Annotated in this window: 27 protein-coding genes; 16 read left to right on the forward strand and 11 right to left on the reverse strand. The window is 63.3% G+C overall.

Translation table 11 applies throughout. The annotated features are described in order from the left end of the window. The first annotated feature begins 68 nt into the window (after window positions 1–68). Entirely contained in the window at window positions 69–2,141 is a 2,073-nt protein-coding gene (locus ACMGFL_RS13715; RefSeq protein ID WP_436936097.1) for a hypothetical protein, read from the forward strand. 74 nt (window positions 2,142–2,215) lie between these two features. Here the strand turns inward: ACMGFL_RS13715 and ACMGFL_RS13720 are convergent, their stop codons facing one another. Then, window positions 2,216–2,344 carry a DUF7503 family protein gene (locus tag ACMGFL_RS13720; RefSeq protein ID WP_436936098.1) on the reverse strand — a complete coding sequence of 43 codons (129 nt, stop codon included), beginning with the start codon at window positions 2,342–2,344 and terminating at the stop codon, window positions 2,216–2,218. 375 nt (window positions 2,345–2,719) lie between these two features. Here ACMGFL_RS13720 and ACMGFL_RS13725 point away from each other — a divergent pair, with 375 nt between their 5' ends. Both ACMGFL_RS13725 and ACMGFL_RS13730 read left to right on the forward strand, forming a co-directional pair. Further along, window positions 2,720–3,622: a response regulator gene (locus ACMGFL_RS13725; RefSeq protein ID WP_436936099.1), complete on the forward strand. Its 903-nt coding sequence runs from the start codon at window positions 2,720–2,722 to the stop codon at window positions 3,620–3,622. Window positions 3,623–3,658: 36 nt separating this feature from the next. Continuing rightward, a complete protein-coding gene (locus ACMGFL_RS13730) occupies window positions 3,659–5,041 on the forward strand; it encodes a D-aminoacyl-tRNA deacylase (RefSeq protein WP_436936100.1) in 1,383 nt (460 codons plus the stop codon). Between the two features lie 15 nt (window positions 5,042–5,056). Here ACMGFL_RS13730 and ACMGFL_RS13735 read toward each other — a convergent pair whose 3' ends face one another. Next, window positions 5,057–5,773, reverse strand: coding sequence for a DUF5518 domain-containing protein (locus ACMGFL_RS13735; RefSeq protein ID WP_436936101.1), 717 nt, complete (start codon window positions 5,771–5,773; stop codon window positions 5,057–5,059). Between the two features lie 84 nt (window positions 5,774–5,857). Beyond that, complete coding sequence (locus ACMGFL_RS13740; protein ID WP_436936459.1) at window positions 5,858–7,693, reverse strand: cation:proton antiporter domain-containing protein; 1,836 nt, start codon at window positions 7,691–7,693, stop codon at window positions 5,858–5,860. A gap of 223 nt (window positions 7,694–7,916) precedes the next feature. On the opposite strand from ACMGFL_RS13740, the gene ftsZ reads away from it, so the two are divergent. From ftsZ to ACMGFL_RS13755, 3 genes are all read left to right on the forward strand, one after another. Then, on the forward strand, window positions 7,917–9,077 hold the full coding sequence (gene ftsZ / locus ACMGFL_RS13745; protein WP_436936102.1) for a cell division protein FtsZ: 1,161 nt from the start codon (window positions 7,917–7,919) through the stop codon (window positions 9,075–9,077). Between the two features lie 120 nt (window positions 9,078–9,197). Continuing rightward, window positions 9,198–9,371: a protein translocase SEC61 complex subunit gamma gene (locus ACMGFL_RS13750; protein ID WP_436936103.1), complete on the forward strand. Its 174-nt coding sequence runs from the start codon at window positions 9,198–9,200 to the stop codon at window positions 9,369–9,371. Continuing rightward, window positions 9,371–9,808, forward strand: a complete 438-nt coding sequence (locus ACMGFL_RS13755; protein WP_436936104.1) for a transcription elongation factor Spt5 — start codon at window positions 9,371–9,373, stop codon at window positions 9,806–9,808. Before ACMGFL_RS13750 ends, ACMGFL_RS13755 begins: the two co-directional genes overlap by 1 nt. Before the next feature lie 380 nt (window positions 9,809–10,188). On the opposite strand, the gene ACMGFL_RS13760 is transcribed toward ACMGFL_RS13755, so the two are convergent. Both ACMGFL_RS13760 and ACMGFL_RS13765 read right to left on the reverse strand, forming a co-directional pair. Next, the gene (locus ACMGFL_RS13760; RefSeq protein ID WP_436936105.1) at window positions 10,189–10,482 is read right to left on the reverse strand and encodes a DUF7565 family protein; all 294 of its coding nucleotides are present in this window, start codon (window positions 10,480–10,482) and stop codon (window positions 10,189–10,191) included. A 108-nt stretch (window positions 10,483–10,590) separates the two neighbouring features. Further along, window positions 10,591–11,247 carry an SdpI family protein gene (locus ACMGFL_RS13765; protein WP_436936106.1) on the reverse strand — a complete coding sequence of 219 codons (657 nt, stop codon included), beginning with the start codon at window positions 11,245–11,247 and terminating at the stop codon, window positions 10,591–10,593. A gap of 86 nt (window positions 11,248–11,333) precedes the next feature. On the opposite strand from ACMGFL_RS13765, the gene ACMGFL_RS13770 reads away from it, so the two are divergent. The 3 genes from ACMGFL_RS13770 to ACMGFL_RS13780 all read left to right on the forward strand — a co-directional run bounded on the left by ACMGFL_RS13770 (window position 11,334) and on the right by ACMGFL_RS13780 (window position 14,154). Next, complete coding sequence (locus ACMGFL_RS13770) at window positions 11,334–11,816, forward strand: DUF7523 family protein (protein ID WP_436936107.1); 483 nt, start codon at window positions 11,334–11,336, stop codon at window positions 11,814–11,816. Window positions 11,817–11,898: 82 nt separating this feature from the next. Beyond that, window positions 11,899–13,383, forward strand: coding sequence for a cysteine--tRNA ligase (cysS, locus tag ACMGFL_RS13775; RefSeq protein WP_436936108.1), 1,485 nt, complete (start codon window positions 11,899–11,901; stop codon window positions 13,381–13,383). Window positions 13,384–13,479: 96 nt separating this feature from the next. Continuing rightward, complete coding sequence (locus ACMGFL_RS13780; RefSeq protein ID WP_436936109.1) at window positions 13,480–14,154, forward strand: hypothetical protein; 675 nt, start codon at window positions 13,480–13,482, stop codon at window positions 14,152–14,154. Window positions 14,155–14,196: 42 nt separating this feature from the next. Here ACMGFL_RS13780 and ACMGFL_RS13785 read toward each other — a convergent pair whose 3' ends face one another. Then, window positions 14,197–15,138: a D-2-hydroxyacid dehydrogenase gene (locus ACMGFL_RS13785; protein WP_436936110.1), complete on the reverse strand. Its 942-nt coding sequence runs from the start codon at window positions 15,136–15,138 to the stop codon at window positions 14,197–14,199. A gap of 117 nt (window positions 15,139–15,255) precedes the next feature. Here ACMGFL_RS13785 and ACMGFL_RS13790 point away from each other — a divergent pair, with 117 nt between their 5' ends. After that, a complete protein-coding gene (locus ACMGFL_RS13790; protein WP_436936111.1) occupies window positions 15,256–17,091 on the forward strand; it encodes a PINc/VapC family ATPase in 1,836 nt (611 codons plus the stop codon). A gap of 39 nt (window positions 17,092–17,130) precedes the next feature. Here ACMGFL_RS13790 and ACMGFL_RS13795 read toward each other — a convergent pair whose 3' ends face one another. After that, on the reverse strand, window positions 17,131–17,388 hold the full coding sequence (locus ACMGFL_RS13795; protein WP_436936112.1) for an ArsR family transcriptional regulator: 258 nt from the start codon (window positions 17,386–17,388) through the stop codon (window positions 17,131–17,133). A gap of 252 nt (window positions 17,389–17,640) precedes the next feature. On the opposite strand from ACMGFL_RS13795, the gene ACMGFL_RS13800 reads away from it, so the two are divergent. After that, window positions 17,641–18,024 (forward strand): cupin domain-containing protein, encoded by a 384-nt coding sequence (locus ACMGFL_RS13800; RefSeq protein WP_436936113.1) that lies wholly within the window; start codon window positions 17,641–17,643, stop codon window positions 18,022–18,024. Continuing rightward, a complete protein-coding gene (locus ACMGFL_RS13805; protein ID WP_436936114.1) occupies window positions 18,021–18,326 on the forward strand; it encodes a cupin domain-containing protein in 306 nt (101 codons plus the stop codon). The genes ACMGFL_RS13800 and ACMGFL_RS13805 overlap by 4 nt, the downstream gene beginning before the upstream one ends. A gap of 8 nt (window positions 18,327–18,334) precedes the next feature. Here ACMGFL_RS13805 and ACMGFL_RS13810 read toward each other — a convergent pair whose 3' ends face one another. Further along, complete coding sequence (locus ACMGFL_RS13810; protein ID WP_436936115.1) at window positions 18,335–19,987, reverse strand: hypothetical protein; 1,653 nt, start codon at window positions 19,985–19,987, stop codon at window positions 18,335–18,337. Window positions 19,988–20,133: 146 nt separating this feature from the next. Here ACMGFL_RS13810 and ACMGFL_RS13815 point away from each other — a divergent pair, with 146 nt between their 5' ends. The 3 genes from ACMGFL_RS13815 to cmk all read left to right on the forward strand — a co-directional run bounded on the left by ACMGFL_RS13815 (window position 20,134) and on the right by cmk (window position 23,027). Continuing rightward, window positions 20,134–20,505: an EMC6-like membrane protein gene (locus ACMGFL_RS13815; RefSeq protein WP_436936116.1), complete on the forward strand. Its 372-nt coding sequence runs from the start codon at window positions 20,134–20,136 to the stop codon at window positions 20,503–20,505. A 1-nt stretch (window position 20,506) separates the two neighbouring features. Then, complete coding sequence (locus tag ACMGFL_RS13820) at window positions 20,507–22,336, forward strand: ribosome biogenesis/translation initiation ATPase RLI (RefSeq protein WP_436936117.1); 1,830 nt, start codon at window positions 20,507–20,509, stop codon at window positions 22,334–22,336. A 73-nt stretch (window positions 22,337–22,409) separates the two neighbouring features. Continuing rightward, window positions 22,410–23,027 carry a (d)CMP kinase gene (gene cmk, locus ACMGFL_RS13825; RefSeq protein ID WP_436936118.1) on the forward strand — a complete coding sequence of 206 codons (618 nt, stop codon included), beginning with the start codon at window positions 22,410–22,412 and terminating at the stop codon, window positions 23,025–23,027. An 18-nt stretch (window positions 23,028–23,045) separates the two neighbouring features. Here cmk and ACMGFL_RS13830 read toward each other — a convergent pair whose 3' ends face one another. From ACMGFL_RS13830 to ACMGFL_RS13840, 3 genes are all read right to left on the reverse strand, one after another. Next, complete coding sequence (locus ACMGFL_RS13830) at window positions 23,046–23,210, reverse strand: hypothetical protein (RefSeq protein ID WP_436936119.1); 165 nt, start codon at window positions 23,208–23,210, stop codon at window positions 23,046–23,048. Window positions 23,211–23,330: 120 nt separating this feature from the next. Continuing rightward, entirely contained in the window at window positions 23,331–23,549 is a 219-nt protein-coding gene (locus tag ACMGFL_RS13835) for a hypothetical protein (protein WP_436936120.1), read from the reverse strand. Window positions 23,550–23,700: 151 nt separating this feature from the next. Beyond that, complete coding sequence (locus ACMGFL_RS13840; RefSeq protein ID WP_436936121.1) at window positions 23,701–24,222, reverse strand: archaemetzincin family Zn-dependent metalloprotease; 522 nt, start codon at window positions 24,220–24,222, stop codon at window positions 23,701–23,703. Between the two features lie 37 nt (window positions 24,223–24,259). On the opposite strand from ACMGFL_RS13840, the gene ACMGFL_RS13845 reads away from it, so the two are divergent. Further along, window positions 24,260–24,661 carry a UPF0146 family protein gene (locus tag ACMGFL_RS13845; RefSeq protein ID WP_436936122.1) on the forward strand — a complete coding sequence of 134 codons (402 nt, stop codon included), beginning with the start codon at window positions 24,260–24,262 and terminating at the stop codon, window positions 24,659–24,661. Window positions 24,662–24,664: the final 3 nt, after the last annotated feature.

Here is a 24,664-nt window from a genome sequence, read left to right on the forward strand (position 1 = left end):
TTATCTGCGTTGATACTACTGCCAGTAGCTTTTTGTGGTACGTGCCGTATAAATAAAGGCAAACGCTGATGAGCGAGAACCACGTGCCGCTCGCGTTCGAGACGGTCGACGAGTCGGGCATCGAGATCGTCGACCGGGTCGAACGGCTTCGGTACAGGCTTCAGACCGACGGGAGCGTCTCACCGACGCGGGTCGACGAGGAGCCGTTTCTCTTTCCCGTCGACCGCGCGGTCGAAGTGACGACGTCGGAAATCGTCCTCCCGGAACCGGTGAGCGTCTACGTTCGAGACGAACAGGGGGCGGTGGTGCAGGAGGTCGGCTATCTCGACAGCGCCTCGATCCCGCCAGGGCGATACAGCATCGAACTGGCAGGGCAGATCCAGACCTACATCAGGGTGGAGAGCCAGATCGACATTTCGGCGAATCTGATCGAGATGCGACTCGACTTCGGCGAGGAACAGGCGATACAGGTCGGTGCGGTTTCGTGGCACGACAGACCTGCCGGGACGATAACGACCACGGCAGAGCCCATCGCGATGATGGACGCGGTGAGCGCGTTCGGGTCGGCGCTGAAGACGACCACCCCAGAGCGGTCGTATCCGTCGAACCGCGGCCATCCGCCCGCGGTCCAGATCGGCGACCGTCTCGACGTGCCGGATTCGATCCACTCTCCCGAGACGGGGATCACGCTCGAACTGCCGCCGACCTACGAGGCCGTGTACGCGGCGTCGCCGCTCGCGTACTATCTCGGGGCCGATGTCGTCCCTGCCCAGCAGCCCCGTCTCGTCACGGACGCGGGATTCGAGCACGCGCTCGATAGTCGAGGAAGCCTCCAGCACGGCATCGAGCGGACGCTCAAGCAGATTTTCTTCCTCGACTGTCTCGTTCGAACGGAGGGGATCTACCAGATAGACCTCCACGAGCGGGCGGCGCTCGAAGACCAGATCGGTCTCGACTACGAGCGGCTGTACGACCGACCGCTCGCGGCGCAGGTGCGGGAGTATCTGCAGGTGCCGTACGCGACGCTCGACTCGCACATGCCGAAGTGGCGGCTGACGACACACGTCGAAGCACAGCGCGACACGATCGAACAGCTCCCGTACGTGATCGACGATCTGGCGATCGTCCGCACGGCAACCGACAAACAGGATGCGGAACCTGCTGCGCCGACGGCAGGCGGAACGGGCGGTGACGTGATGACACGGTCGGCCGCTGGAAACAGCAGCACTGAACGGTCGTACGTCGAACCGCAGTCGGACGGATCGATGGAGCAAGCGTGGATCGGGGACGGCGTCCCGATCGGCGCGAGCAAGCTCACGCGCGACGCGTTCGAGAACCGCCTCGACCGGACGAGGTCGGAGGGGGACATCTCGATCACCGTCGTGTTGAACGATAGCCGAATGGACGAAGAGCGGGATCTGGTGAGTCAGATCTACGGGGAGCGCGACGACCTGCCCTTCGACGTGACGCTCCGGCGCGGTCTCACTGTCGACCAGTTGCGCGAGCAGTTGCGCGCCGATACCGAGTTCCTCCACTACATCGGCCACGCCGACGACGACGGGTTCGAGTGCGCCGACGGCAAACTCGACATCGAAACGCTCGACGAGACCGGTGTCGAGTCGTTCCTGTTGAACGCGTGTGATTCGTATCGACAGGGGCTCGACCTGATCGAAGCCGGTTCGATCGGCGGCATCGTGACGCTCAACGACATCCCGAACGACCGCGCCGTCGGCATCGGCGAGACGCTCGCACGACTGCTCAACGTCGGCTTCCCGCTTCGTGCTGCGTTGAGTGTCACACGAGAGCAGAGCATCCTCGGCGGACAGTACATCGTCGTCGGCGACGGCGGTCTCACCGTTACCCAGGCACCCAGTCGAACGCCGAACCTGCTCGATATCGACCGGGACGGCGACCAGTTCGAGGTCGAAATCGAGACGTACACGACCGACGACGCCGGGATCGGGAGTCTCTATATGCCCCACATCGGTGAAAACGAGCAGTATTTCCTGAGTTCGGGGCCGATCTCCTCGTTTTCGGCCAGTGAAAGCGAACTCGGGGAGTTCCTGTCGCTGGAGAACGTGCCAGTACGAACAGACGACACCCTGCACTGGAGTGCATCAGTCACGACTGACGACCTCTGAGTGGACTCATCTCCAAGATGTGACTCGCTGTCGGAATTGCTTCAGTGTACTCGGTACGGAGAGAACAGGCCGGTTTAACTGATCGTGTGACCGTTCGCAGCGACGGCACCGCCGGTCTGGCTCAGCAGGACGGTCAGTGCGAACAGGACGCCCAGTACTTTCGGATGCTCACGCAGGTAGTCTGCAGTTTTTGAATCGGACATGATTCAATTACATCATCGGCTGGATGGGTAATGAATGTATTTTATAGTTAACTATATAATACTAATAATATCAAGAATAAATTTAGTAAATATACACCATGAGAAGAGTAATCGATGCGAAAGTGGAGGCGCGGGACAGTTTCACATGGTGTAGGAAACACTATAATAGTTACTACAATTGGATATCGGATCAACAGTATCACATTTTGAAAATGGGGAAGAAAACGTTATACCGACATGGGCCATACGGCGGAATATGAGAAACTGCTGGGATGGAACTCCGTCCGCGAGTGAACGGAGCGACGACGACATGCAGAAGCCAGTTCCAGCCCAGACCGGTCGGATCCGTGCTGCCGCTATCGAGAGAGAAAAATGGTGACAGACAACACAGAGCACGGCGTTCGTATTCACCGTGCTGCGCTCCAGGGGAGTCGACGAGTACAGGAGGAGAGTGAACCGCTGTTCCGCGGTGAGATACCGGGATCAGCCGAGGACGACGTTATCGAGATTCCGGTGTCTGCAATCGCCAGCAAGGACAGCGTCGAAATCTTGCACGTCGACGACGACCCGGACCTGGGCGAGGCGACGAAGACGTTTCTCGAACGGGTCGACGAGGAGTTCGCCGTCACGACGGCAACGAGCGCCGTCGAAGGGCTGGATCTGCTCGACAAGGGCGCTTTCGACTGCGTCATCTCGGACTACGAGATGCCAAACACCAACGGCATCGAGTTTCTGGAACTCGTTCGCGAGCAGTACCCGGATCTTCCGTTCATTCTGTTCACCGGCAAGGGGTCGGAGGAGGTCGCGAGCGACGCCATCGCGTCCGGCGCGACCGACTACATGCAAAAGCGGATGGGCACCGACCAGTACGACGTGCTCGCAAACAGAGTGAAAAACGCCGTCGACCAGTATCGCGCTCAGCAGCGGTTCTGGGACGCACTGACGTGGTATCAGCAACTCGTCGAGCAGAATCTGACTGGCGTGTTCATCACGCAGGAGCGCGAACTCGTCTACGTCAACAGACGGCTCGCAGAGATGTTCGGGTACTGCCAGAGTGACCTCATCGACGCCTCGCCGCTGACCATCGTCGACGACGCCGACACCGTCGACGTGCTGGAGCGACTCACCGAGGTCGAAAACGGCGACTCCGAGCGAACCAAATTCGAGTTCACCGGAACCACGAGCGGCGGCGACAAGATCACCATTCAGGCACGCGGCGGCCAGATCCAGTACGAGGGCGAGCCGGGTTGTCTGTGTGTCATCTGGGACGGCGATTGATAATCTTTTCAAGGCCCTGTCGCGGACATTCCGCAGATGCTCGGCATCGTCGTCTCGCGGGCCGATAGCGCCTCCGTCCACATCGGTGAGCAGTTGCGGTCGCTGACCGAATGGGAGCAGAGAGCGCCGACCAGCGACGGCGGCGAAGTGGCCTATCGAACGGAGGGTGCCACACTCCGCGAGTTCGAGCAGCGCCACCTCGACATGGAGGGGGTCGCGGCGGCCTTCGACGATCCGGAACTGATCGTCTTCGCCTCCAAGCACGCAGGCGAGACGGGGAAACTGCTGACCGCGCACGTGACCGGTAACTTCGGGCCCGCAGATCATGGGGGACGGGACAACGAACTCGCACGCGCGCCGCCGAACGCCCACGACCGAGTGCTCGACGCACTCGAAACGCACGCATCCGAGCGGTACGACGTCGGCATGGAGTGTACCCATCACGGCCCCTCGCAGGTCGGCGCGCCGTCGATGTTCGTCGAGGTGGGAAGCGACGAACCCCAGTGGAACGACCCCGAGGCAGCGCGGGCCGTCGCCCGTGCAATCCTCGGTCTGCGCGGCGTCTCACCCGACCGAGCGCCGGAAGCGGACGGAACGCGGCGACACCTCGTCGGCTTCGGCGGCGGCCACTACACACCCCGATTCGAGCGGATCGTCCGCGAGACGGGATGGGCGGTGGGCCACGTCGCTGCAGACTGGGGGCTCGACGCGATGGGCGCGTTCGACACGCCGGAGGCCGAGCAACTCATCGCGGACGCCTTCGAGCAGAGTCACGCGACGCACGCGCTCGTCGAGGGGGACCGGCCGGAGCTCGTCGCCACCATCGAAACGTTGGGATATCGAGTGGTCAGCGAGACGTGGATCCGCGAGACGGACGGGGTCGATCTGGGGTTCGTCGGGCGGGCAGAGTCGGCAGTCGCGTCCGTCGACGAGGGGCTCCGATTCGGGGCAAACGCCCCTGCGCCGGGCGAGGACGAAGGCGACAGACCGATTGCAGTGACGGAGTTCCCCGACGAGTTGGTCGATGCCGCGCGGGGCATCGACCGCGAGGCGACGACCGCCGCGCTACGGGAGACGACCCGTGCGTTTCTGACAGACCAGGGCGGCACGCGTGTGACCGGAACCGCAGTCCTCGGCGCAGAGAACGACCGCGAGACGGTCGTCGACCGACTGCTCGACATATTGGCGAAGCGATACGACAGCGTCGAGCGAGCGGGCGGACGCGCCGTCGCCCGCGAGCAGGTGTTCGACCCCGAGCGAGCGGCGACACTCGGCGTCCCCGAGGGGCCGAAGTTCGGGCGGTTGGCATCGGGGACACCGGTGGACGTCGACGGAGAGACGATCCCTCCCGACGTGGTTCACGAGATCCGGACGCGGGAGTTTCCGCTCGACGAGGATGAAACGAGCGAGGCAGAGTAGGACCCGTCCTCCCAATCACTCGGCCGAGTCGCCGTTTCGGTTGGCGAGTTTCGTCCCGAGAAACCCACCGAGAGCGCTCAATCCGACCGTGTACACGAGGGTGACGAGTAACCCGAACAGGATCGCGAATCCGCCAGCGATAGCGACAGAGAGGTAGCCGAGTTCCGCCGCTGCGACTGCGAACACGACGAGCACCAGCGCGCCGAGCAGGAGAACTGGGATCGATGCGACGACACCAGCATACGCGCCCACTCTCGTTCCCTCGGACGTGGTGCCGTCCCGAAGATATCCGGAGACGAGTCCGCCGAGAATCGGCGAGAAGGGGATCGCAGAGACGACGACAGTCACGACGCCGCCGACGATGGCAAGCGTGATCGTATCGGGGGAATCGCTCGTCCGTTCCTGTCGACGGCGGTAGACGAGGAAGGCGACCCCGCCAGCGACCAGCAGCAAGCCGAGCAGGATCGTTCCGATCCCGCCCCAGGTCAGCACTGCCAGGATCAGATCGACCAGTTCCTCCTGCGTGAGTTCGTCGACCTGGATGTCCTCCTCGATGACAAAATCCGTGACGTCCTCGCGGTCTGCGAGCGCGTACAGACCAGCGCCGACAGCCGCGAAAAACAGCCCTGCCAGCGCACACAGGGCCGCAGTCACCCAGTCGACGATCTGACTCAGCGAGCCGGAGTCAGAGTGGTCCACGCCCGACTCGTTTGCAGTGTCTGTCGATTCCATGATGTATATCCAGACGGATCGGATAAATAATTACGTGGGTTCTACCGGCTAGTATGGTAGATCAATTCTGCAGAAAAGCTCGGATCAATCGCGTGGATGAAAGCGATTCACCGCCCGCCTGACGGCGTCTTCGTCACCGATGAACGTGAGCCGGTCGTTTCGCTCGAGTCTGTCGTCGGACGAGGGAACACGTGCGTCCCCGTCTCGGCCAATAGTGGCGACGATACAGCCGTCCGGAATCTCGCTGTTGACTTCCTCGATGGACTTGCCAACCAGGTCGTCGGCCGTGACTTCGATCTCCTGTACGTCGTGGCTGTCCCCGAGTTCGTTCATCCAGTGGGTGAGTTCCGGGCGTTCGATCTCGTCGTCGATGGCGACCGCCGTCGCCGTCGGTGAGTCGATGGCCGTGACGTCGATCGTCTCGAACGCATCGACGTTCGCGGGGTCGTTGACCCGTGCGATCACCGATTCGACGCCGAATTTCGTCCGCGCGAGTTGGCAGATGAGGAGGTTCTTGTCATCCGCTTGTGTCGCCGCAACGACGATCTTGGCGTCGTCGACGCCAGCCTCACGTAACACGTCGCCGTCGGTTCCATCGCCCTGATACACCGTAAATCCGGCAGATCGCGCCTGTTCAGTCTGCTCATCGTCGTCTTCGACGATGACGACGAATTCGCCTCTGTTCTCCAGTCGTTGCGCGAGCGCCCGGCCGACCCGGCCGCCCCCGACGATGATGGTTCGCATTGGACTCACTCCGAGGAAGCTACCGATCTGTCTGGCGAGTCCGCCCTCGATTGCGGCAGTCGCCAGGATGACGGCAAACACCGTCCCGAGTAGCAGTTGGCCCGCCTCGACGTTGCCAGCGAGTTCGAGTTCGATGGCAAACAGCGTGGCGACGCTCGCTGGAATGATGCCGCGTGGGCCGACGCCAGCCAGAAAGAGTCGTTCGGGCCAGGTGAACTGGTCGACACCCAGCGTCGAGATGATCGCCACGAGCGGGCGAAGCACCAGCATGAGAAAGAGTACGAGAACGATGGCCCCGACGCCGAGTCTGCGGATCGCATTGAGGTCGATCAGGGCGGCAAGCGAGACGAACACAAAGGAGAGGACGATGATGGTCGCGTTGCGTGCGAACTCCTCGATCTCCTGTTCGTGGTCGAGATGGAGATTGCCGAGCAGGACACCGGCGGTGGCCGCGGCAGCGACCCCGGCCTCGGCGGCGACCGCCTCGGCGGCCGCAAACGACCCGATCGCCGCAGACAGGACCAGAAACTGTGCGGACCGTATCTGGTGTTCGGGTGTGATATCGGTCTCCAGTAGACCGTAGATGATGCCCGTGGCGAGCACTCCAGCAGCCACGCCGACCCCGAACCGCTCGATAAACGAGAGCAGCGTCACGTGGATGCCGAGATCATCGAGCAACAGCGTATCGAAGATCACGACCGCCGCGATTGCCGCCGTGACGTCGTTGACGATGCCCTCAGTTTCCAGCGCGATTGCGACGTGGTCTCTGACCCGGACGACGTCGAGAATCGGGGTGATGACCGTCGGACCCGTCGCGACGAGCAAGGCCCCTGCGACCATCGCAATCTCCCACTCGGCACCTTCGAGCACCCGGATCGCAACGGTGGTTCCAAGAAAGGTCACGACTGCACCGACAGTCACCAGACGGAGGGCGGTCGTCTCCGCTTCCCGAATCCGGCGGAGCTTGAGCGCAAACGCCCCGTCGAAGACGATAATCGCGACGCTGAGTCCGACAATCGTCTCCAGCCCCTCGCCGAACGTATCGAGAGTAACGAGACCGAGCACTTCCGGACCGAGGACGATTCCAAGTGCCAGGTAGAAGACGATACTCGGGATCTGGAGTCGGCTTGCGAGCAACTGCGCGACGAGGCCGAGAATGAGGACGATTGCGACGATGGGCAGGAGGCTGCTTGCCACGTCGAACCGTTGGATTCGTGACTGCTTAGTTGTTGTTCCAGAAACACCCCAATCCACTACTCGTTGCCTACCCAGACGGAAGCCCCTCAGCTCGCTAATCGTTGCCTACCCGGACGGGAAATGTCATCAACGATCGTGTCAGACACACGTCTGACGATGGGGAAAGACTATAAGAGGCCCTAGGTTAACTACCATTTAAATCATGGACTCGATAATCGACGAGGCGATCGACGAGGCCGAGGAGGAGGCCGACGCCTCCGCCGAGGCCGAGCCGGACGAAGCTGGTGGGACGACGACGGACAACCCTGCGACATCTGGACAGATGACCGACGACGAACTCGCAGATGTCGTCAAGGACCTGGAAACCCAGATCACCGTGGTCGGCTGTGGCGGTGCGGGCGGAAACACAGTCACACGGATGATGGAGGAAGGGATCCACGGTGCGAAACTCGTCGCCGCGAACACCGACGCACAGCATCTCGCAGACGAGGTCGAGGCCGACACCAAGATCCTCATCGGCCGCAAGCGGACGGGCGGGCGCGGAGCTGGCTCGGTCCCCAAGATCGGTGAGGAAGCCGCGCAGGAGAACATCGAGGACATCCAGCAGTCGATCGACGGCTCGGACATGGTGTTTGTCACTGCTGGTCTCGGCGGCGGTACCGGAACCGGCGCGGCCCCCGTGGTCGCGCAGGCCGCACAGGACGCTGGCGCGCTCACCATCTCGATCGTGACGATTCCCTTCACCGCGGAGGGTGAGCGCCGACGAGCGAACGCCGACGCAGGCCTCGAACGGCTTCGCTCCGTCTCGGATACCGTGATCGTCGTCCCCAACGACCGCCTGCTCGATTACGCCCCGTCGATGCCACTCCAGGACGCGTTCAAGATCTGCGACCGCGTGCTGATGCGCTCCGTGAAGGGGATGACCGAACTGATCACGAAGCCCGGCCTCGTCAACGTCGACTTCGCAGACGTGCGGACGATCATGGAAAACGGCGGCGTCGCCATGATCGGACTGGGCGAGTCCGACAGCGAGAACAAGGCACAGGACTCGATCCGCTCGGCGCTTCGCTCGCCGCTGCTGGATGTGGAGTTCGACGGCGCGAGCAGCGCGCTGGTCAACGTCGTCGGCGGCCCCGACATGAGCATCGAGGAGGCCGAGGGCGTCGTCGAGGAAATCTACGACCGCATCGATCCCGACGCGCGCATCATCTGGGGCGCATCCGTCGACCGCGAGTTCGAGGGCAAGATGGAGACGATGATCGTCGTCACGGGCGTCGAGAGCCCACAGATCTACGGCCAGAGCGAGGCAGCAGAGGAACAGGCGGCAAAGCAGATGGGCGAAGACATCGACTACGTCGAGTAACCGAGTCACAGCGGGCGGACATTTTGGTGGTCGATCCTGCCGAGATAGCGCTGGCTGTTCCGTGCAGAGTGCTGATATCGCATCAATAGATAGAAATGCACGCAGGAGCAAGCCATCGACATGAACACGCCAACGGATCTCAGTTCGTACATTCGCGTGCTGAAACTGGCGAGTACGCCGTCCTGGGAAGAGTTCAGTCAGGTCGCGAAGATTGCTGGCGCGGGGATCTTGCTCGTCGGCCTGATCGGCTTTACCATCTTCGTCTTCATGAGTTTCGTCCCGGGTGGTCCGTGATGGGTATCTACGCAGTCAAGACGACCGCGAGTCAGGAACAGACGGTCGCGGAGATGATCATCAACCGCGAGGAGCCGTCGATTCACGCCGCGCTCGCGCCGGATTCGGTGACCTCCTACGTGATGGTCGAAGCCGACGACGAATCAGTCTTCGAGCGGATCCTCGACGAGATCCCTCACGCACAGGGGATCGTGCAGGGACAGACCTCGATGGCCGAAGTCGAGCACTTCCTCTCACCGACCCCCGACGTCGAAGGGATCGCAGAGGGCGACATCGTCGAACTCATCGCCGGACCGTTCAAAGGCGAGAAGGCACAGGTACAGCGCATCGACGAAGGGAAAGACCAGGTTACGGTCGAACTGTACGAGGCGACGGTTCCCATCCCGGTCACCGTCCGTGGCGACCAGATCCGTGTCCTCGATAGCGAAGAGCGGTAGCTAGCTCGCTGTTTTTGACACCCTCGCGATATAGGCAGAACAATAATAAGCATATCGTGTGAGAGATTGCCAAAGATGGCACCAGCACTGAGTGATGCCCCGAGTGGCGTGTTGAACGAAACAACGAACACGGTACACAAGCACAAAACGGGGGCTGGCGAGTTCGAGACTGAGTGTGGTCTTACACGTCACGTCGAATCGAGGACTCTACAGCGGGTGCTCATCACGGAGGTGGTCACCAGCAAGCGAACGAACAGATGTGGTCGGTGCTTTCCTGAAGCAGGCGGTTACTGATACTGTCGGCTGTACGTACACATATTCGCCACTCCGGGTGGTGACGTATGTTCGAGATGGGACAGCCGACAGTATGAAGTCCCGGACTATTCGTCGAGTCGGTCGACGACTTCGCGGATATCGGCGACGTCTTCGATGGTTTCGCGGATCTTCTCGCGGCGGCGCACTTCGGCGGCGGAGGCGTCGTAGGCGCGGACGTACTCGGCGCGAGAGTGTTCGTCGAACGCGTGGCGGATGGCGAAGTAGCCGTCCGGAACGACCGCCCCACAGACCTTGCACTCGACGCGTTCGTGCTCTGCGGCCTGATGGACCATCAGGTCCTCGACGCGGTCGAAGGCCTCGACCTCGTCGCCCTCGATCGCACATTCCCACTGTGTCATTATCGGCGCTGACGCGACCAGCGTATAAAAATCCACGGAACAGGGGGCTCGGAGTGACTCGAAACATCGAGTGGTACCAGACCCGTCTCAGTCACAGATCCCCCAAAACTACCCCAGATCAGGCTCTCCCTCGATCTGTTCGTAGAGATAGTACGAGTAGACGACGGTGATGGCCGACGTGAGCAGAACAGGAACGAGCAGGAAGTAGATGGCGTACTCGCCAAAGGGCAGTCCGATTGCGGTGATGATGGCGGTCAGTTTGAACAGTCGGCCGCCGAGTCTGTGGGTTCGGTCCCAGACCTCCTCGCTGCTGAGCGTCCACGGCGTTCGGATACCGACGAACCAGTTGCGGTCGGCCTCAGTGACGAGGACCCCCGCGTAGTACAGCAGGATGGCAGTTCCCGAGAGCACGAGCGACGTGAAGGGGAACTCGTGGCCGAGATTGAAGGCGATGATCCCGGCGTGGATCAGCCCCAGATAGCCCGTGATGATGACGACGAACCAGTCGTAGTACCGGCGAAAGGAGACGATGTTCTCTCGGAGCGGGTCGATGCGCGGGATGAGCGCAAAGAGGCCAAGCAGTCCAGCCATCAGGAGTGGCATGAGCGCGAGTCCAAACGTCTTGCCCATCCGTCCCCGCGGATCACCGTCAGCACCCCAGTTGGTGACGAGTTGGTCGGGAAGCGACGGCGCGGCGAGGACGCTCACCACTCCGGACAGGACGACGAACCCGGCCGCGAGGCCGAATCGCTGCGTGGTGTTCATACGTATCACTCTGCCGCCAGATCCTATCAAACTACGGGTCGGTCGATGCCGAACGATTCAAGCCCACACCGGGCATGGAACGGGGTATGTCACTGGCCGAGCGCGCTCGGGAGGCAGTTCAGGAGCGCCCCTTTCTCCACGAGGGACTGCGAGCGGGCGTGGTCAACTACAGCGCCGCCGCGTCGTATCTCGACGTAGGCGAAGAGAGCGCCGTCGCAGCCGCCCTCCGGCGCTACGCCGAGGAACTCGACAACCCCGGCACGCTCGGTGACGCGCGTGTTCGGATGGAAAGTGGACTGGCGGAACGGGGCGCAAGCGAAACAGAGGACGAGACAGCGGCACTGCTCGTCGTGGGCGACACGGCGCTTTCCTCCGGCGGGGGGTCGCTGACCGCGATACTGGCGACGGGAACGCTCTCTGTGGCCGGGCTACGGCAGGTCGTCGGACGGTGTGACGTCGCCGACATCAACCTGACAGCAGTGGGATTCGACGGGGAGACGCTCGTCGTGGTCGTCGAGCGCCGCGACGGGCCGGACGTGCTCCGGATCGTCGAGCGCGCGTTCGCGTGAGCAGTCGTCGCGGTTTCGGAGTTGTCGAGTCACGACGGCCAGACCACAGCGTTGAAGCGACACGCCCGCACAGATACCGCTAATGACACTGCACGTGCGAAACTCGCTGACCGGGGAGCGAGAGGCTTTCGAGCCGCGGGACCCCGAGTCGGTGCTGCTGTATTACTGTGGCCTGACGACATCGGATCCGGCGCATCTCGGCCACGCTCGCGGGTGGGTACACGTCGACGTGATGCACCGGTGGCTGGAGCATCTGGGCTACGATGTGCGCCACGTGGAGAATTTCACCGACGTGAACGAGAAGATTGTCGCGCGCGTCGGTGAAGGTGGGGACAGCGAGGAGGAGGTCGCCCGGTCGTATATCGCGGAGATTCTCGGGAACATGCGGTCGCTGAACCTCCTGCGCGCGGAGGTGTACCCGCGCGTCTCCGAGCACGTCCCCGAGATCATCGACCTCGTGGAGCGCCTCGTCGACCGGGGCTACGCCTACGAGTCGAACGGGTCGGTGTACTTCGACGTGACCAGTTTCGAGGGATACGGCAAACTCTCGAATCAGGATATCGAGGCAATCGAATCGCAGGGCGACCCCGACGAGCGCGCCGAAAAGCGCCACCCGGCCGACTTCGCGCTCTGGAAGGCGGGCCGCCCGGACCCCGAGGAAATTGCAGACCACCAGCACGAAGGGGCCGCCCCGGCCGAGGAAGCCGTCGAGACGGCACAGACCTGGGAGTCGCCCTGGAGCGAGGGACGGCCGGGCTGGCACATCGAGTGCTCGGCGATGAGCATGACCCACCTCGACGAGACCATCGACATCCACGTCGGCGGGCAGGATCTCGTCTTCCCGCATCACGAAAACGAGATTGCCCAGAGCGAGGCCGCGACGGGCCAGACCTTCGCCCGGTACTGGCTGCACGTCCGCCTGCTCGATGCGCCCGACGAGGAGAAGATGTCCTCCTCACTGGGGAACTTCGAGAGCGTGAGCGAGGCAATCGAGCGGTACGGCCCGAACGTCGTCCGCACCTTTCTGCTCTCGACGGCGTATCACAGCGCGGCCACCTACAACAGCGAGACGGTCGCGGAGGCCGCAGAGCGCTACGACCGCTTGGAGCGAGGGTACGACCGAGCGGTCGAAGCGGTCGACAGCATCGACGCCCGGACGAAAATCGAGGACGGCGACCTCCGTGCGGCAGTGACGGAGACCCGCGAGGCGTTCGAGGCGGCAATGAACGACGATTTCAACACCAGACGGGCGCTCGCCGCGCTATCGGAGTTAGTCGGAGCAGTCAACACGCATCTCGAAGGCGACGAGTACGACTACCGGGGACTTCGTCGTGCCGTCGAGACGTTCGAGGAGTTCGGAACGGGCGTGTTGGGGTTACAGTTCGAGGAGACGACGCCGGGCGAGGCGACGGTCGCAGAGGATCTGGTCGAACTCGTTCTGGAGATTCGCGAGCGGGAGCGGGAGGCGGGCAACTACGAGCGGGCGGACGAACTCCGCGACGATCTAGAGGCTCTTGGGGTCGAGGTACAGGACACCGACGAGGGACCGACCTATCGGCTAGAGTAGTCCCCAACATCTTGGGGAAACCTATTCCTTCGAGCGAGTCACGTGCAACGATAGAACGATGAGACAGCCGATCAGGTCGAGCACGGTGAGCACACGATGATCGAATCGGGAGCAGACGTACCGGGAGTGGACGTATTGCTTTCCGTTCACATCCTCTTCGGCGTGGTCGCACTGCTCGCCGGAGTTGGCGCGATCACGACGAAAAAAGGCGGCTATCGACACAATACCGCCGGGAAGGCCTACGCCCTGTCGATGGGTGCGGTCGTCCTCACGGCGGTTCCGCTCGCAGTCTGGACCGAGGACTGGTTTCTGTTCGCCATCGCCGTGTTCAGCGGGTATCTGGTCTTCGGCGGCTACCGGATCATCTGGCGGCGACGGGCGGGGCTGACGGAAGCCACGCCACTCGACTATCTCGGACACGGGACGATGATCGTCGCTGGCGCGGCGATGGTCGGCGTGGGCGCGTGGCAGACCGTCACCGGGTCCCCAGGACTCGCACCCGCACTCGCGGTGTTCGGCGCGATCGGAGCGGGCTTTGCCGTCGGGATGTTGCGGCGGTTGCAGGTGCCGCCTGCCGAGCAATCCCCGTGGGTTCAGGCCCACATCGGGTTCATGGGTGGTGCGTACATCGCCACGGTGACCGCGACGGTGACGGTCAATCTCACGATTGTGCCGCCGCTGGTTCGCTGGCTCGGCCCGACGGCCGTCGGCGTCCCGCTCATCGTCTACGGGACACAGAAGTACACGCCGCGGTTTACTCCGGGAGGCTAAGGTGGCGTTCGCGCTGCTATCGATGCTGCTGGGTCCGCACTGTCACACGACTCGATTGACCAGGTCCGCCTCGCCGGTTCTGAGCTTCTCGACGTTCCGGACGAGGATGTCGGCGCTGCGCTCGAAGTAGTTGGGCGTGTTGCCAGCGTTGTGTGGCGTGATCACGACGTCGTCCATCTGCCAGAGCGGGGAGTCCTGTGGCAGCGGTTCGGGGTCGGTCACGTCGAGCACTGCGCCGCGGAGTTCGTTCGACTGAAGCGTCGAGATGAGCGCGTCGGTGTCGACGACCGGGCCGCGGGCGACGTTGACGAGCGTGGCGTCGGTGCGCATCGTCGTGAGCACGTCGTCGTCGATCAGCCCGCGAGTTGCGTCGGACAGCGGGCAGGCCAAGACGACGTGGTCGGCATCGGCGACCGCCTCGTGGATCTCTTCGAAGCCGTAGATTTCGTCGGCGGGGCCGCCCTTATCGGGGGTGTATCTGACGCCAACAGTCTCCACGCCGAAGGCGTCCAGTCGGTCGACGACCGCTTCACCGATTGCGCCGAGACCGACGACGGCAGCGCGCGAGCCGTGGAGTTCCCGCACAGGATAGCTCTGCCAGACCCCGCGCTGGTTCTGTTCGATCACGGTCGGGAACTGACGGGCAATCCCGACCAGCCAGCCGACGACGTACTCGGCGATGTTCGGCCCGTGAACGCCCGAAGAGTTCGTCACGGCGACGCCGTGGCGCTCGAAGGCGTCCAAGTCGAGATGGTCGGTTCCGGCAAACAGGGTGGCAAACAGCTGCAGGTTCGGAGCGTCCTCCAACTGGTCGGCGTCGAAGTCACGTGCGGTGGCCACCTCGGCGCGTTCGAGCGCCTCGCGCTGTTCGGCGGGCGTTCGTGCGAACGTCACCTCACAATCGGGCAGACGCTCGCGCAGCAGTTCGGCGTACTCCTCGAAACCCATGCCGTGGATCGTTCCACGAGAGACCAGGATTCGCATATCCGAAGGGTCGGCAAGCGGTCAGATAGGTCTGTCGCCCGAGGCGGAGTAGCCGGTAACAGCACCGACGCGGGTTGATTTCCTGTCCCATATAAGCGTGGCACGCATACCCTGTGTATGGAAATCGTCCCGGATACGAGCGTCATCATCGACGGCCGGGTCTCCGAACGTGCAGGCGACGAATTTGCAGGCGTCACTGTTCTCATTCCGGAGGCGGTCGTGGGCGAACTCGAGGCACAGGCAAACGACGGCCGCGAAACTGGGTGGGAGGGGCTCGAAGAACTCCAGCGACTCGTCGAACTCGACGAGGGGGGCACACTCACCGTCGAGTACGTTGGCCGCCGCCCCGACGCACTCGAAAAGCGCGAGGCGGGCGAAGGCGAAATCGACGCGCTCATCCGCGATGTCGCAGCAGAGCGCGACGCAACACTGGTGACCAGCGATGAGGTGCAGGCCGAAGTCGCCCGCTCGAAGGGGTTTGCAGTCACCTTCATCGAACCCGAGGTTCGTGACGTCACGGAACTGGCAATCGAGGAGTACTTCGACGAACAGACGATGAGCGTCCACCTGAAGGTGGGAGTGCGCCCGATGGCAAAGCGAGGGGCTATCGGCGAGATGGCCTATCAGGAGATCGGCGAGGACGTACTGACCGAGGCCGACGTCCGGGAGTACGCCGCCGACATCGAGGAGGCAGTCAGACACAGCGCCGAGGGCTTCGTCGAACTCGACGAACCCGGGATGACGATCGTCCAGTTCCGAACCTACCGGATCGCAATCGCCCGACCGCCCTTCAGCGACGGGGTCGAGATCACCGCCGTCCGACCAATCGTCAAGACGGATCTCGACGACTACGAACACGCAGACGAGTTGCGCGACCGACTGCGCGAACAGCACCGCGGCGTCCTCATCGCGGGGTCGCCCGGCGCAGGCAAGTCGACGTTCGCACAGGCGGTCGCGGAGTTTCTCGTGGACGCGGGTCAGGCGGTCAAGACAATGGAAAAGCCACGGGACCTGCAGGTCGGTCCCGAGGTGACACAGTACACCGAACTCGGCGGCGAGATGGCCAAAACCGCCGACTCGCTGCTGATGGTGCGACCCGATTACACCATCTACGACGAGGTGCGAAAGACTGACGACTTCGAGGTCTTCGCGGACATGCGTCTGGCTGGCGTCGGGATGATCGGCGTCGTCCACGCGACTCGCGCCATCGACGCCCTCCAGCGACTCATCGGGCGAGTGGAGTTGGGACTCATCCCGCAGGTCGTCGACACCGTCGTCTACATCGAGGCTGGCGAGGTAACCAAGGTGTACGACGTGACCACGGAGGTCAAGGTTCCCGAGGGCCTGATGGAAGACGACCTCGCGCGGCCAGTGATCCTCATTAGAGACTTCGAGACCGGCAAGGCAGAGTACGAGATCTACACCTTCAATCGACAGGTCGTCACCGTTCCGCTCGACGAAAGCGACGGCGACGATTCGGGCGTCGACCGCATCGCGAAGAAGGAGATCGAGCGAGAGATCCGCTCGGTCGCACACGGCCACGTCGAAGTCGACATTCGCGGATCGAACACCGCTGTCGTCTGGGTCGAGGAAGGCGACATCTCCTCGGTCATCGGCACGGGCGGGGGACAGATCTCCGACATCGAGGACCGACTCGGCATCAGCATCGACGTGCGAACGTTCGCCGAACGGCCAGACGACGGACCCGGGAGCGAGAGTCCGACCGCGACGGGCGGCAAGACAGTCACGCCCGAGGTGACGAGTCAGCACGTCATCCTCCCACTCGGTGGCCACGAGGGCGACACCGTCGAGGTGCAGGCAAACGGCGAGTACCTCTTCACCGCGACGGTCTCGCGGGGCGGCGAGATTCAGGTCTCGCGTGGCTCCGCCATCGCCGAGGAACTCGAAAAAGCGATCGACCGCGGGAAGGAGATCACGGTCGTTCCATCCTGAGGGACGACCATCGCTCAGGGGGAGAAGAGAGAATCGCCGCTACGGTGTCGCTTCGGCCTGGGTCGCCTCGTCGGTAATCTCGTAGAGGTTCTGTCGCGCGTCGGCAAAGTAGACATCCTCCTCGATGACTTCGGCCTCGTCGAGTCGTTCGAGCGCATAGCGGACTGTCCGGGCGGAAAGCATCGATTCCTCGACGATCCCCTTCTGTGTCAGCGGGCCGTCGTATTCGAGAACCTTGTAGACGAGCTTCGCGCTCGGAGGGAGGTCTGCGATCCCCTCCTCGTCGGATTCTGTCATCGGTTTAGTGCAGGGTCGCCGGCTGTATAAAGATTGAGGGAACGTGTTCGATCCGAACGATTGCGACGCCGACACAGTCGACGGAGTCGGCCCCTGAAGATATTCGCCCGAACCCTTTTTGCCGTGCTCCGGTCAGATCCGACCGATGACTTTAGGCAACCCTAAAAGATGCCAACGGGGCGCAGCGCTCGCACACGTTCCGGCGGTCGCGTTCGTCGCCGGGTGGTCAGTACGGAACGCGGAGGGGGCAGAATGACTGCGACGGACTTCGACGCGGAGCGGGTCTATAACCAAGAGCGATTCTCGGCGGTCGAGGTGTTCCGAAGCGACCGGATGAAAGTCGTCTGCGGGTACTTCGAGCCCGGTCAGTTCATCCCAGTACACGCCCCGGAGAGCGACGTCGCGGTCTGTGTCCAGTCAGGGACCGGCCGCGTCCGCGACGGCGAAACGACCCGGCGCGTCGAACCCGGCGACGTGGTAGTTGTCGAAGCCGAGACGGACCGCGGTGTCAGGGCCGAGGAGGAACGGCTTGAGGCGCTACTCGTCACCGCACCACCGCCGACCGACGCGGAACACGACCCGGTTCGGGAGGGCATCGAGCGGGGCGAGTTCGACCCGCGGGGTGACGAGTCGTGACGACGATTCGGACGCTGACAGCCCTGGAGGACGAACCGCACGCGAACGTCTTCCCCGGGTCAGAGCCAAAGACGATCCGGCTCTCACTCGACGCGGGCGAACAGATCCCGGCACACACCCACCCCGACCGCGATATCGTCCTCTATCTCGTCGACGGCGCGGTCGAACTGCAACTTGGCGACGAGACACACGACCTGACGGCTGGGGATATCGCCCGCTTCGAGGGCGAACAAGATATCTCCCCGCACGCTGTCGAGGACAGCACCGCGCTGATCGTCCTCGCACAGCGAGTGGCCGAGTGACCTGACTGTCACTCGGGGTGGTCGACCGATTCGAGACGTTCCGTGACCGTCTGTGCTTCGCGGTCGATGTAGTCGGTGTCGATTCCGGCCCGCGTCGCGGCCGCTCGGGCGGTGTCAAACGCCGCAAGCGCACGTTCGAGTTCCTCACGTGCGCTCGATTCGTCGCCGTCCGCACGGTGCTCGTCAGCAGCCTCGACTGCCGCCGTCGCCTCGCCGTACGCGTCCATGATCCGTTCACAGCCACGCAGCCACGCCGTCATCTGTCGTGGGTCCGGGTCGGTCCCGCCGTCGAGCGCGTTCGCCGCGACGAGGGCCGCTTCGAGCAGTTCGAGTACGCCCGTGTGGTCTCCCTCCTCCAGTTTGGCTTCACCGACGGTGACTCGGTCAGTTACCGTCGTCCACGCCTGGATCCGCTCACGGAGCGTCGACGCGATCTCGGCGGCCTCGTCCGCAGCGACGTCGTGCTCGGCAGTTCCCCCAGCGCCATCCTGTTCGGCAGTTCCCCCAGCGACATCGTGTTCGGATGATTCAAGCGCTGCCCGTGCGCCACGAATCGCCGCTTGTGCGCACTCGACGGCCGTGAAGGCTTCGCCGTCGAGAATCGACTCGGCGTCGGCCAGTCGCTGGGCCGCCGTCTCACGCCGCGTGGTTTCGGCGTCAGCGAGGATGGCGACGCGCTTGCGGTCGAACAGCGGGTGCTGTCGGTCGGTGACGGCCTCACCAGCCTCGTCCAGCGCCTGGAGCGCACTCGCGACGGCACCGGCATCGGCCGCACCCGCCGCCGTCGCCAGCCCGTCGGTCACCTCGACCCAGGCGATGATCTCGTCGTCGGATTCGGTTCGTTCGTGGTCAGTCGCAGCAGCGACGGACCGCGCAGTCGCAGACGCCTGCTGTGCGGCGGTGAAGGCGGCCGTGGCCGCCCCGAACTCGTCGGCATCGAGATGGGATTTGCCCGCCTCGACTGCCTCCGCTCCCTGCTCATCTAACCCCGTAAGTATCGCTGCGACCGGTTCCGTTCCGCGTCCGGAGTCGTCGAGTTCGACATCGTTGGGTTCAGCGTCGGTTCGTTCTGCGTCGTCCGGAATCGCATCCTCGGCCCGAACAGCCTCGTCGATTGCACTTTCGATTTCGCCGTACCGCGTCCGTGCCCTGTCGTACTCGCCCGCGCCGACGTGTTCGGCGGCGGCTTCACAGGCCTCAACTGCCGTCTCGTACTGTTCGCGCGCACTCTGCTGCTGGGATTCGAGCAGCGTCCGCGTCGGAAAGGAGAGAACGCCGCCGCCGACCGAGACGATTGCGAGTCCGATGGACCAGATCCCGACCACGAGACGGCCGTGAATGACGCTCGTCGTGGTGACGACGAGACCGCTGGCGAACAGGTACAGGCCGTACAGGAGCAACGCGGTGCCGACCGCGCCGGTCGTCTCGGTCACGACAGAATCAGGATCCTGTCGCGTGTCGTAGGCGGCCACTGCGACCAGGAGTGCCGCGCCGACGGCGTTGAGCGCGACTGGACGGACGATGCCAGTATCGCGAACGAGGGCGAGAACGAACAGAAGTGCCGAGGCGAACACCGCGAGCAGGCCGACGAGAAACAGCCACGGAGTCACTCGTCCCCGTGGTGTTCGCTCGGTCGCTCCCGGAGGGTCGTCGTCGGACATAGTGGATGCAACGCATCCGGGCGAATAAATCGAAGGGTTCGCCAGCAAACAGGAGACGACGGCCGCGACGGGATAGCGAGACAGGTAGATCCGACACAGACCCGGAGAACAACGCCCTTTTTAGCCCGGCTAGCGGATCCAGACACATGGCTACCGAGACGGAAACCGGCGCTGCCGAGACGGAGGCCGGGAACGGCGCTGTTGAGACGAGCGACAGCGCCGCCGAACCCGGTGGCGGAATCTCCGATTTCATGCGGTCGATCATCGTCACCACGACCGCGACGCTCGCTGGCGTCGTGGCAGGCGTGCTCTCGACCGTTCTCGCCGCAGGGCCGAACGACAACGTCGCGCTTGGGGTGCTCGGCGTGACGATTCTCGTCCAGTTCCCCCTCTACTATCTCGTCGGCATCGACGTGCGAGACTTCGGAACGAAGGACAAACTGTACGTCGCCTTTATGACGTTCTCGTTGTGGTTTGTCACCTGGTCGATTCTGATGACCGCGGGTTCACTCCAGTAACATGGCCGAAGACAGCATCGCCGTCGTCGACCTGGAGAAGTGCCAACCGGACAGGTGCAACTACGAGTGTGCGAACTTCTGTCCGCCGAACCGAACCGGCAAGGAGTGCATCATCACCCGCGAGGAGCGCTACGACGAGGGCGACGTCTACAGCGGGTCCGACGACCAGGTCTGGATCTCCGAGGAGATCTGTCTCGGCGCGTCGTGTGGCATCTGCGTCGAGAAGTGTCCCTTCGACGCGATCCAGATCCTCAATCTCCCGCAGGAACTCGACGAGGACCCCGTGCATCGCTACGGCGACAACGCCTTCGCCCTCTATGGGCTTCCTGCGCCCGAGGAAGGCCGCGTCACGGGCATTCTCGGTCCCAACGGGATCGGAAAGACGACCGCGGTCCGCATCCTCGCCGACGAACTCTCGCCGAATCTCGGACAGGTCGATACGGACCCCGACTGGGACGCAATTCTCGACGCCTACCGCGGGACGGCCCTGCAGGAGTACCTCGAAGCGATGCGCGAGGGGTCGGTGACGGTCGCCCGGAAGCCACAGTACGTGGACAAGATCCCAGACCAGTTCGACGGGGCGACCCACGAGTTGCTCGACCGAACTGACGAGCGCGACGCGCTCGACTCGCTGGTCGACCGCCTGGGGATCGAACCGGTCCTCGACCAGCCAATCGATACGCTCTCGGGCGGTGAACTCCAGCGCGTCGCCATCGCTGCGGCGCTCGCCCGCGACGCGGACTTTTACTTTCTGGACGAGATCACCCCGTATCTGGACATCAGCCAGCGGATGACCGTCGCACGACTCATCCGCGAACTCGCAGCGGACGGGGACCGCTCGATGCTCGTCGTCGAGCACGACCTGGCGATTCTGGATCTGCTCGCCGACGCCATCCACGTCGGATACGGCGAACCCGGCGCGTTCGGGATCATCACGCCCCCCAAGTCGGTCAAGGCTGGCATCAACGAGTACCTCTCGGGCTATCTCGAAACCGAGAACGTCCGCATCCGCGAGACTGAAATCGAGTTCGAGGAACACGCCCCGCGCAACACGGCGACGGGCGAAGTGGTCATCGAGTACCCCAAACTCGAGAAGGACTACGGCGAGGGCGAGTTCTCGCTGTCAGTCGAGGCCGGAACGATCCGCGAAAACGAGGTGCTCGGCGTCGTCGGTCCCAACGGGATCGGAAAGTCGACGTTCGCGAAGATGCTCGCCGGACGGCTGGACCCCGACGAGGGCAGCGTCGCCAGCACGCTCGACATCGCCTACAAGCCCCAGTACATCGAAATCGACCAGCCGATGCGCGTCGACGCCTTCCTCTCGTCGATCACGAGCGACGTGGGATCGTCCTACTGGAACACGGAGATCGCACAGCCACTCCAGATCGAGAGCGTGATGGAGCGAGACCTGACGGATCTGTCGGGCGGGGAGCGCCAGCGCGTCGCCATCGCGGCCTGTCTCTCCGAGGACGCCGACCTGTACCTGCTCGACGAGCCCTCGGCACATCTGGACGTGGAACAGCGCGTGCTCGCCACCTCCGCGATCCGTCGGTACGCTGAGAACCACGACGCGACGGCGATGGTCATCGACCACGACATATACATGATCGATCTGCTCTCGGACCGGTTGCTGGTGTTCGACGGCGAACCCGCAGTCCGTGGGCATGCAGCGCCACCGCAGGGGATGCGCGAGGGGATGAACGACTTCCTCTCGAATCTCGACATCACCTTCCGCCGGGACGAGCGCACCTCCCGACCGCGCATCAACAAGCCCGACAGTCAACTCGACCGCGAACAGAAACGCGAAGGCGAGTACTACTACGCCCCGTAACGCGGCGGCGTCAGTTTTTTCGGTCGTTGACTGGAACCCCGTCTTCTTTCACTGCTGGGGACGATGATCGCGTATGAGTGAGACCACCGACTCGGTCCCGTCTATCGACACGAATCTGTTCATCACGGTGTCCGGCCCGCCGGGCTGTGGCGCGACGACGCTGTGTACCCAACTGGCAGCGGCGATGAGTTGCCCCTACGTCTCGGGCGGAGACATCTTCCGGGACATCGCCGAGGAGCGAGGAATGTCACTCACGCAGTTGAGCGCGAAGGCACAGGAGTCAGACGAGATAGACCGTGCGCTCGACCGACACCTCCGCGAGATCGCCGAACAGTGGGGGATGGCGAACAAGCCCTTCATCCTCGAATCGAGACTGGCTGGCTGGATCGCTGGCGACCGCGCCGACCTGCGGATCTATCTCGACGCCCCCGAGGAGGTTAGAAAGAGCCGAGTCAGCGACCGCGAGGAAACCGCTGCAGAGATGGGCGTCAGAGAGGTGGGCGAAGCCGGGCGCTACGAGTCCTACTACGAAATCGACAGCGAGAGCGTGGACTTCTACGACCTGCATCTGAACACCGCACGCTGGAGCAAGCGAAGCGTCTTCGAGATCGTCCGTGCGGCCATCGACGAGTACGACCCCGAACACGACGAAGGTGCGTTCGAGACTGCGCCGGTGAACATCGACGAGTGAGTCCCAAGTTCAAAGGCGTTACGCGACTGGCTCGACTGCCGCTTCGCCGCAGTGAGGACAGTACTCGTAGTCGTCATCGACTGGTTTCTCGCAGGCCATGCAGACGTACTCCGCCCCGGATCCGCCCAGCACGGACTGTTTCGTTTCCTCGAATGCCTCACCTGCTTTCTCGAAGAGGCCCATTACACATGACTGGCCGCCAGCGCGAATAAGCGTTGGGCTGGGGCCAACAGACACGATGAGAATGAGATGGATGGGTCTATCCGCGGCTACGTCGACGGATGCTGTCACGTCCCGACAGTATCAGCCGCCGGGGTCGCCGGGGTCACCAGTGTCTGCTTCCGCACCCGCGATGGCATCGCTGAGGCCGTCCTCGACGGCCTCGTCGATCCGGCTCTCGCCGGGAAGTTCGCGGTCGGCCGTATCCTCGTCCTGCTGTTCGACAACTTCCTCGTCTCCCGTAACGGAGACGAAAATTTCCGTGAGTTCGTCCGTCTTGTCCGCCTGTTGTGTCTGACTCATTACAAACATAGGTAGAGACTCCTCAAGTATAAGCGGTACACCAAACGTGTTTGGTACGCGCACAACCGCAAGGGGGGCGTCGCGCCGGGGTGGTTCTAGTGGGCAGAACGGTGAGGGAAGGAAGAGACGAGGAAGTACGAAAGGGCAGACGCTAGAGTGCGTCGCGCTGGCAGGAGCCACAGAGGGTCTGCTCTTTGATGTCGACTTCGCTGACGGTGGGCGAGAAGTTCATCACGCAGCGCTTGTTGTCACAGTGTTCGAGGCCGACGGTGTGGCCGATCTCGTGGATGACCTCCTTGCGGACGCGGTCGGCGAAGATACTCTCGGCGGAGCGATTCGAGAACCCGCCGTCCGAGGACGTTCGCAGGCGGTACGTGGAGATGACGCTGCCGCTGCCCCCGAGATACGCGAGTCCGAAGACGTAGTTGCGCCGGTGGTAAAACAGGTCCTTTCCAGTGATGGCGATGTTCTTGTCGCCGCCGCCGACCCGCTTCGCGAGGTCGATGAACTCCTCGGCCCGGTACTGCTCGCGCGAGGAGTCGTACGACCCCGTCGGGATCTGTTCGGTGTCGTGGACGGTCACCTCGCAGTCGTACACGGACCGAAGCCCCTCTGAGGCTTCCCGTTTGACGGCTGCATCGACGTCGCCCACCGGCACGATATCGACGTGCATACAAATCTATAAACGCCGCCCGGTAGTAAAAACCTACGTGCGAGAGCGCCAGCGTGACACACTCGTCAGCCGACTGTCTGACTACGACAGCGCAGTCGAAATCGGGGTGGGGAACCGCCCCGGTCTCACCCGAGAACTGGCAGACGCTGGCGCGTCTGTCACTGCGACAGATATTCACGAGCGGTCGGTTCCCGACGGCGTCGAGTTCGTTCGCGACGACGTGACCGACCCCGAGATAGCTGTCTACGCCGACGCAGATGTTGTCTACGCGCGCAACCTTCCGCCGGAACTCCACCGCCCGACCAGCGCGGTCGCCCGCCAGGTGGGGGCGGACTGTCTGTTTACGACGCTCGGTGGCGACCCGCCGCTGGTCCCCGTCTCGCGTGACCCGCTCCCCAGCGGGACGCTGTATCGCGTCGAGACACGACCGCAGGGCTGACCG

This window comes from Halovenus marina, from assembly GCF_051414115.1.
Taxonomy (GTDB): Archaea; Halobacteriota; Halobacteria; order Halobacteriales; family Haloarculaceae; genus Halovenus; species Halovenus marina.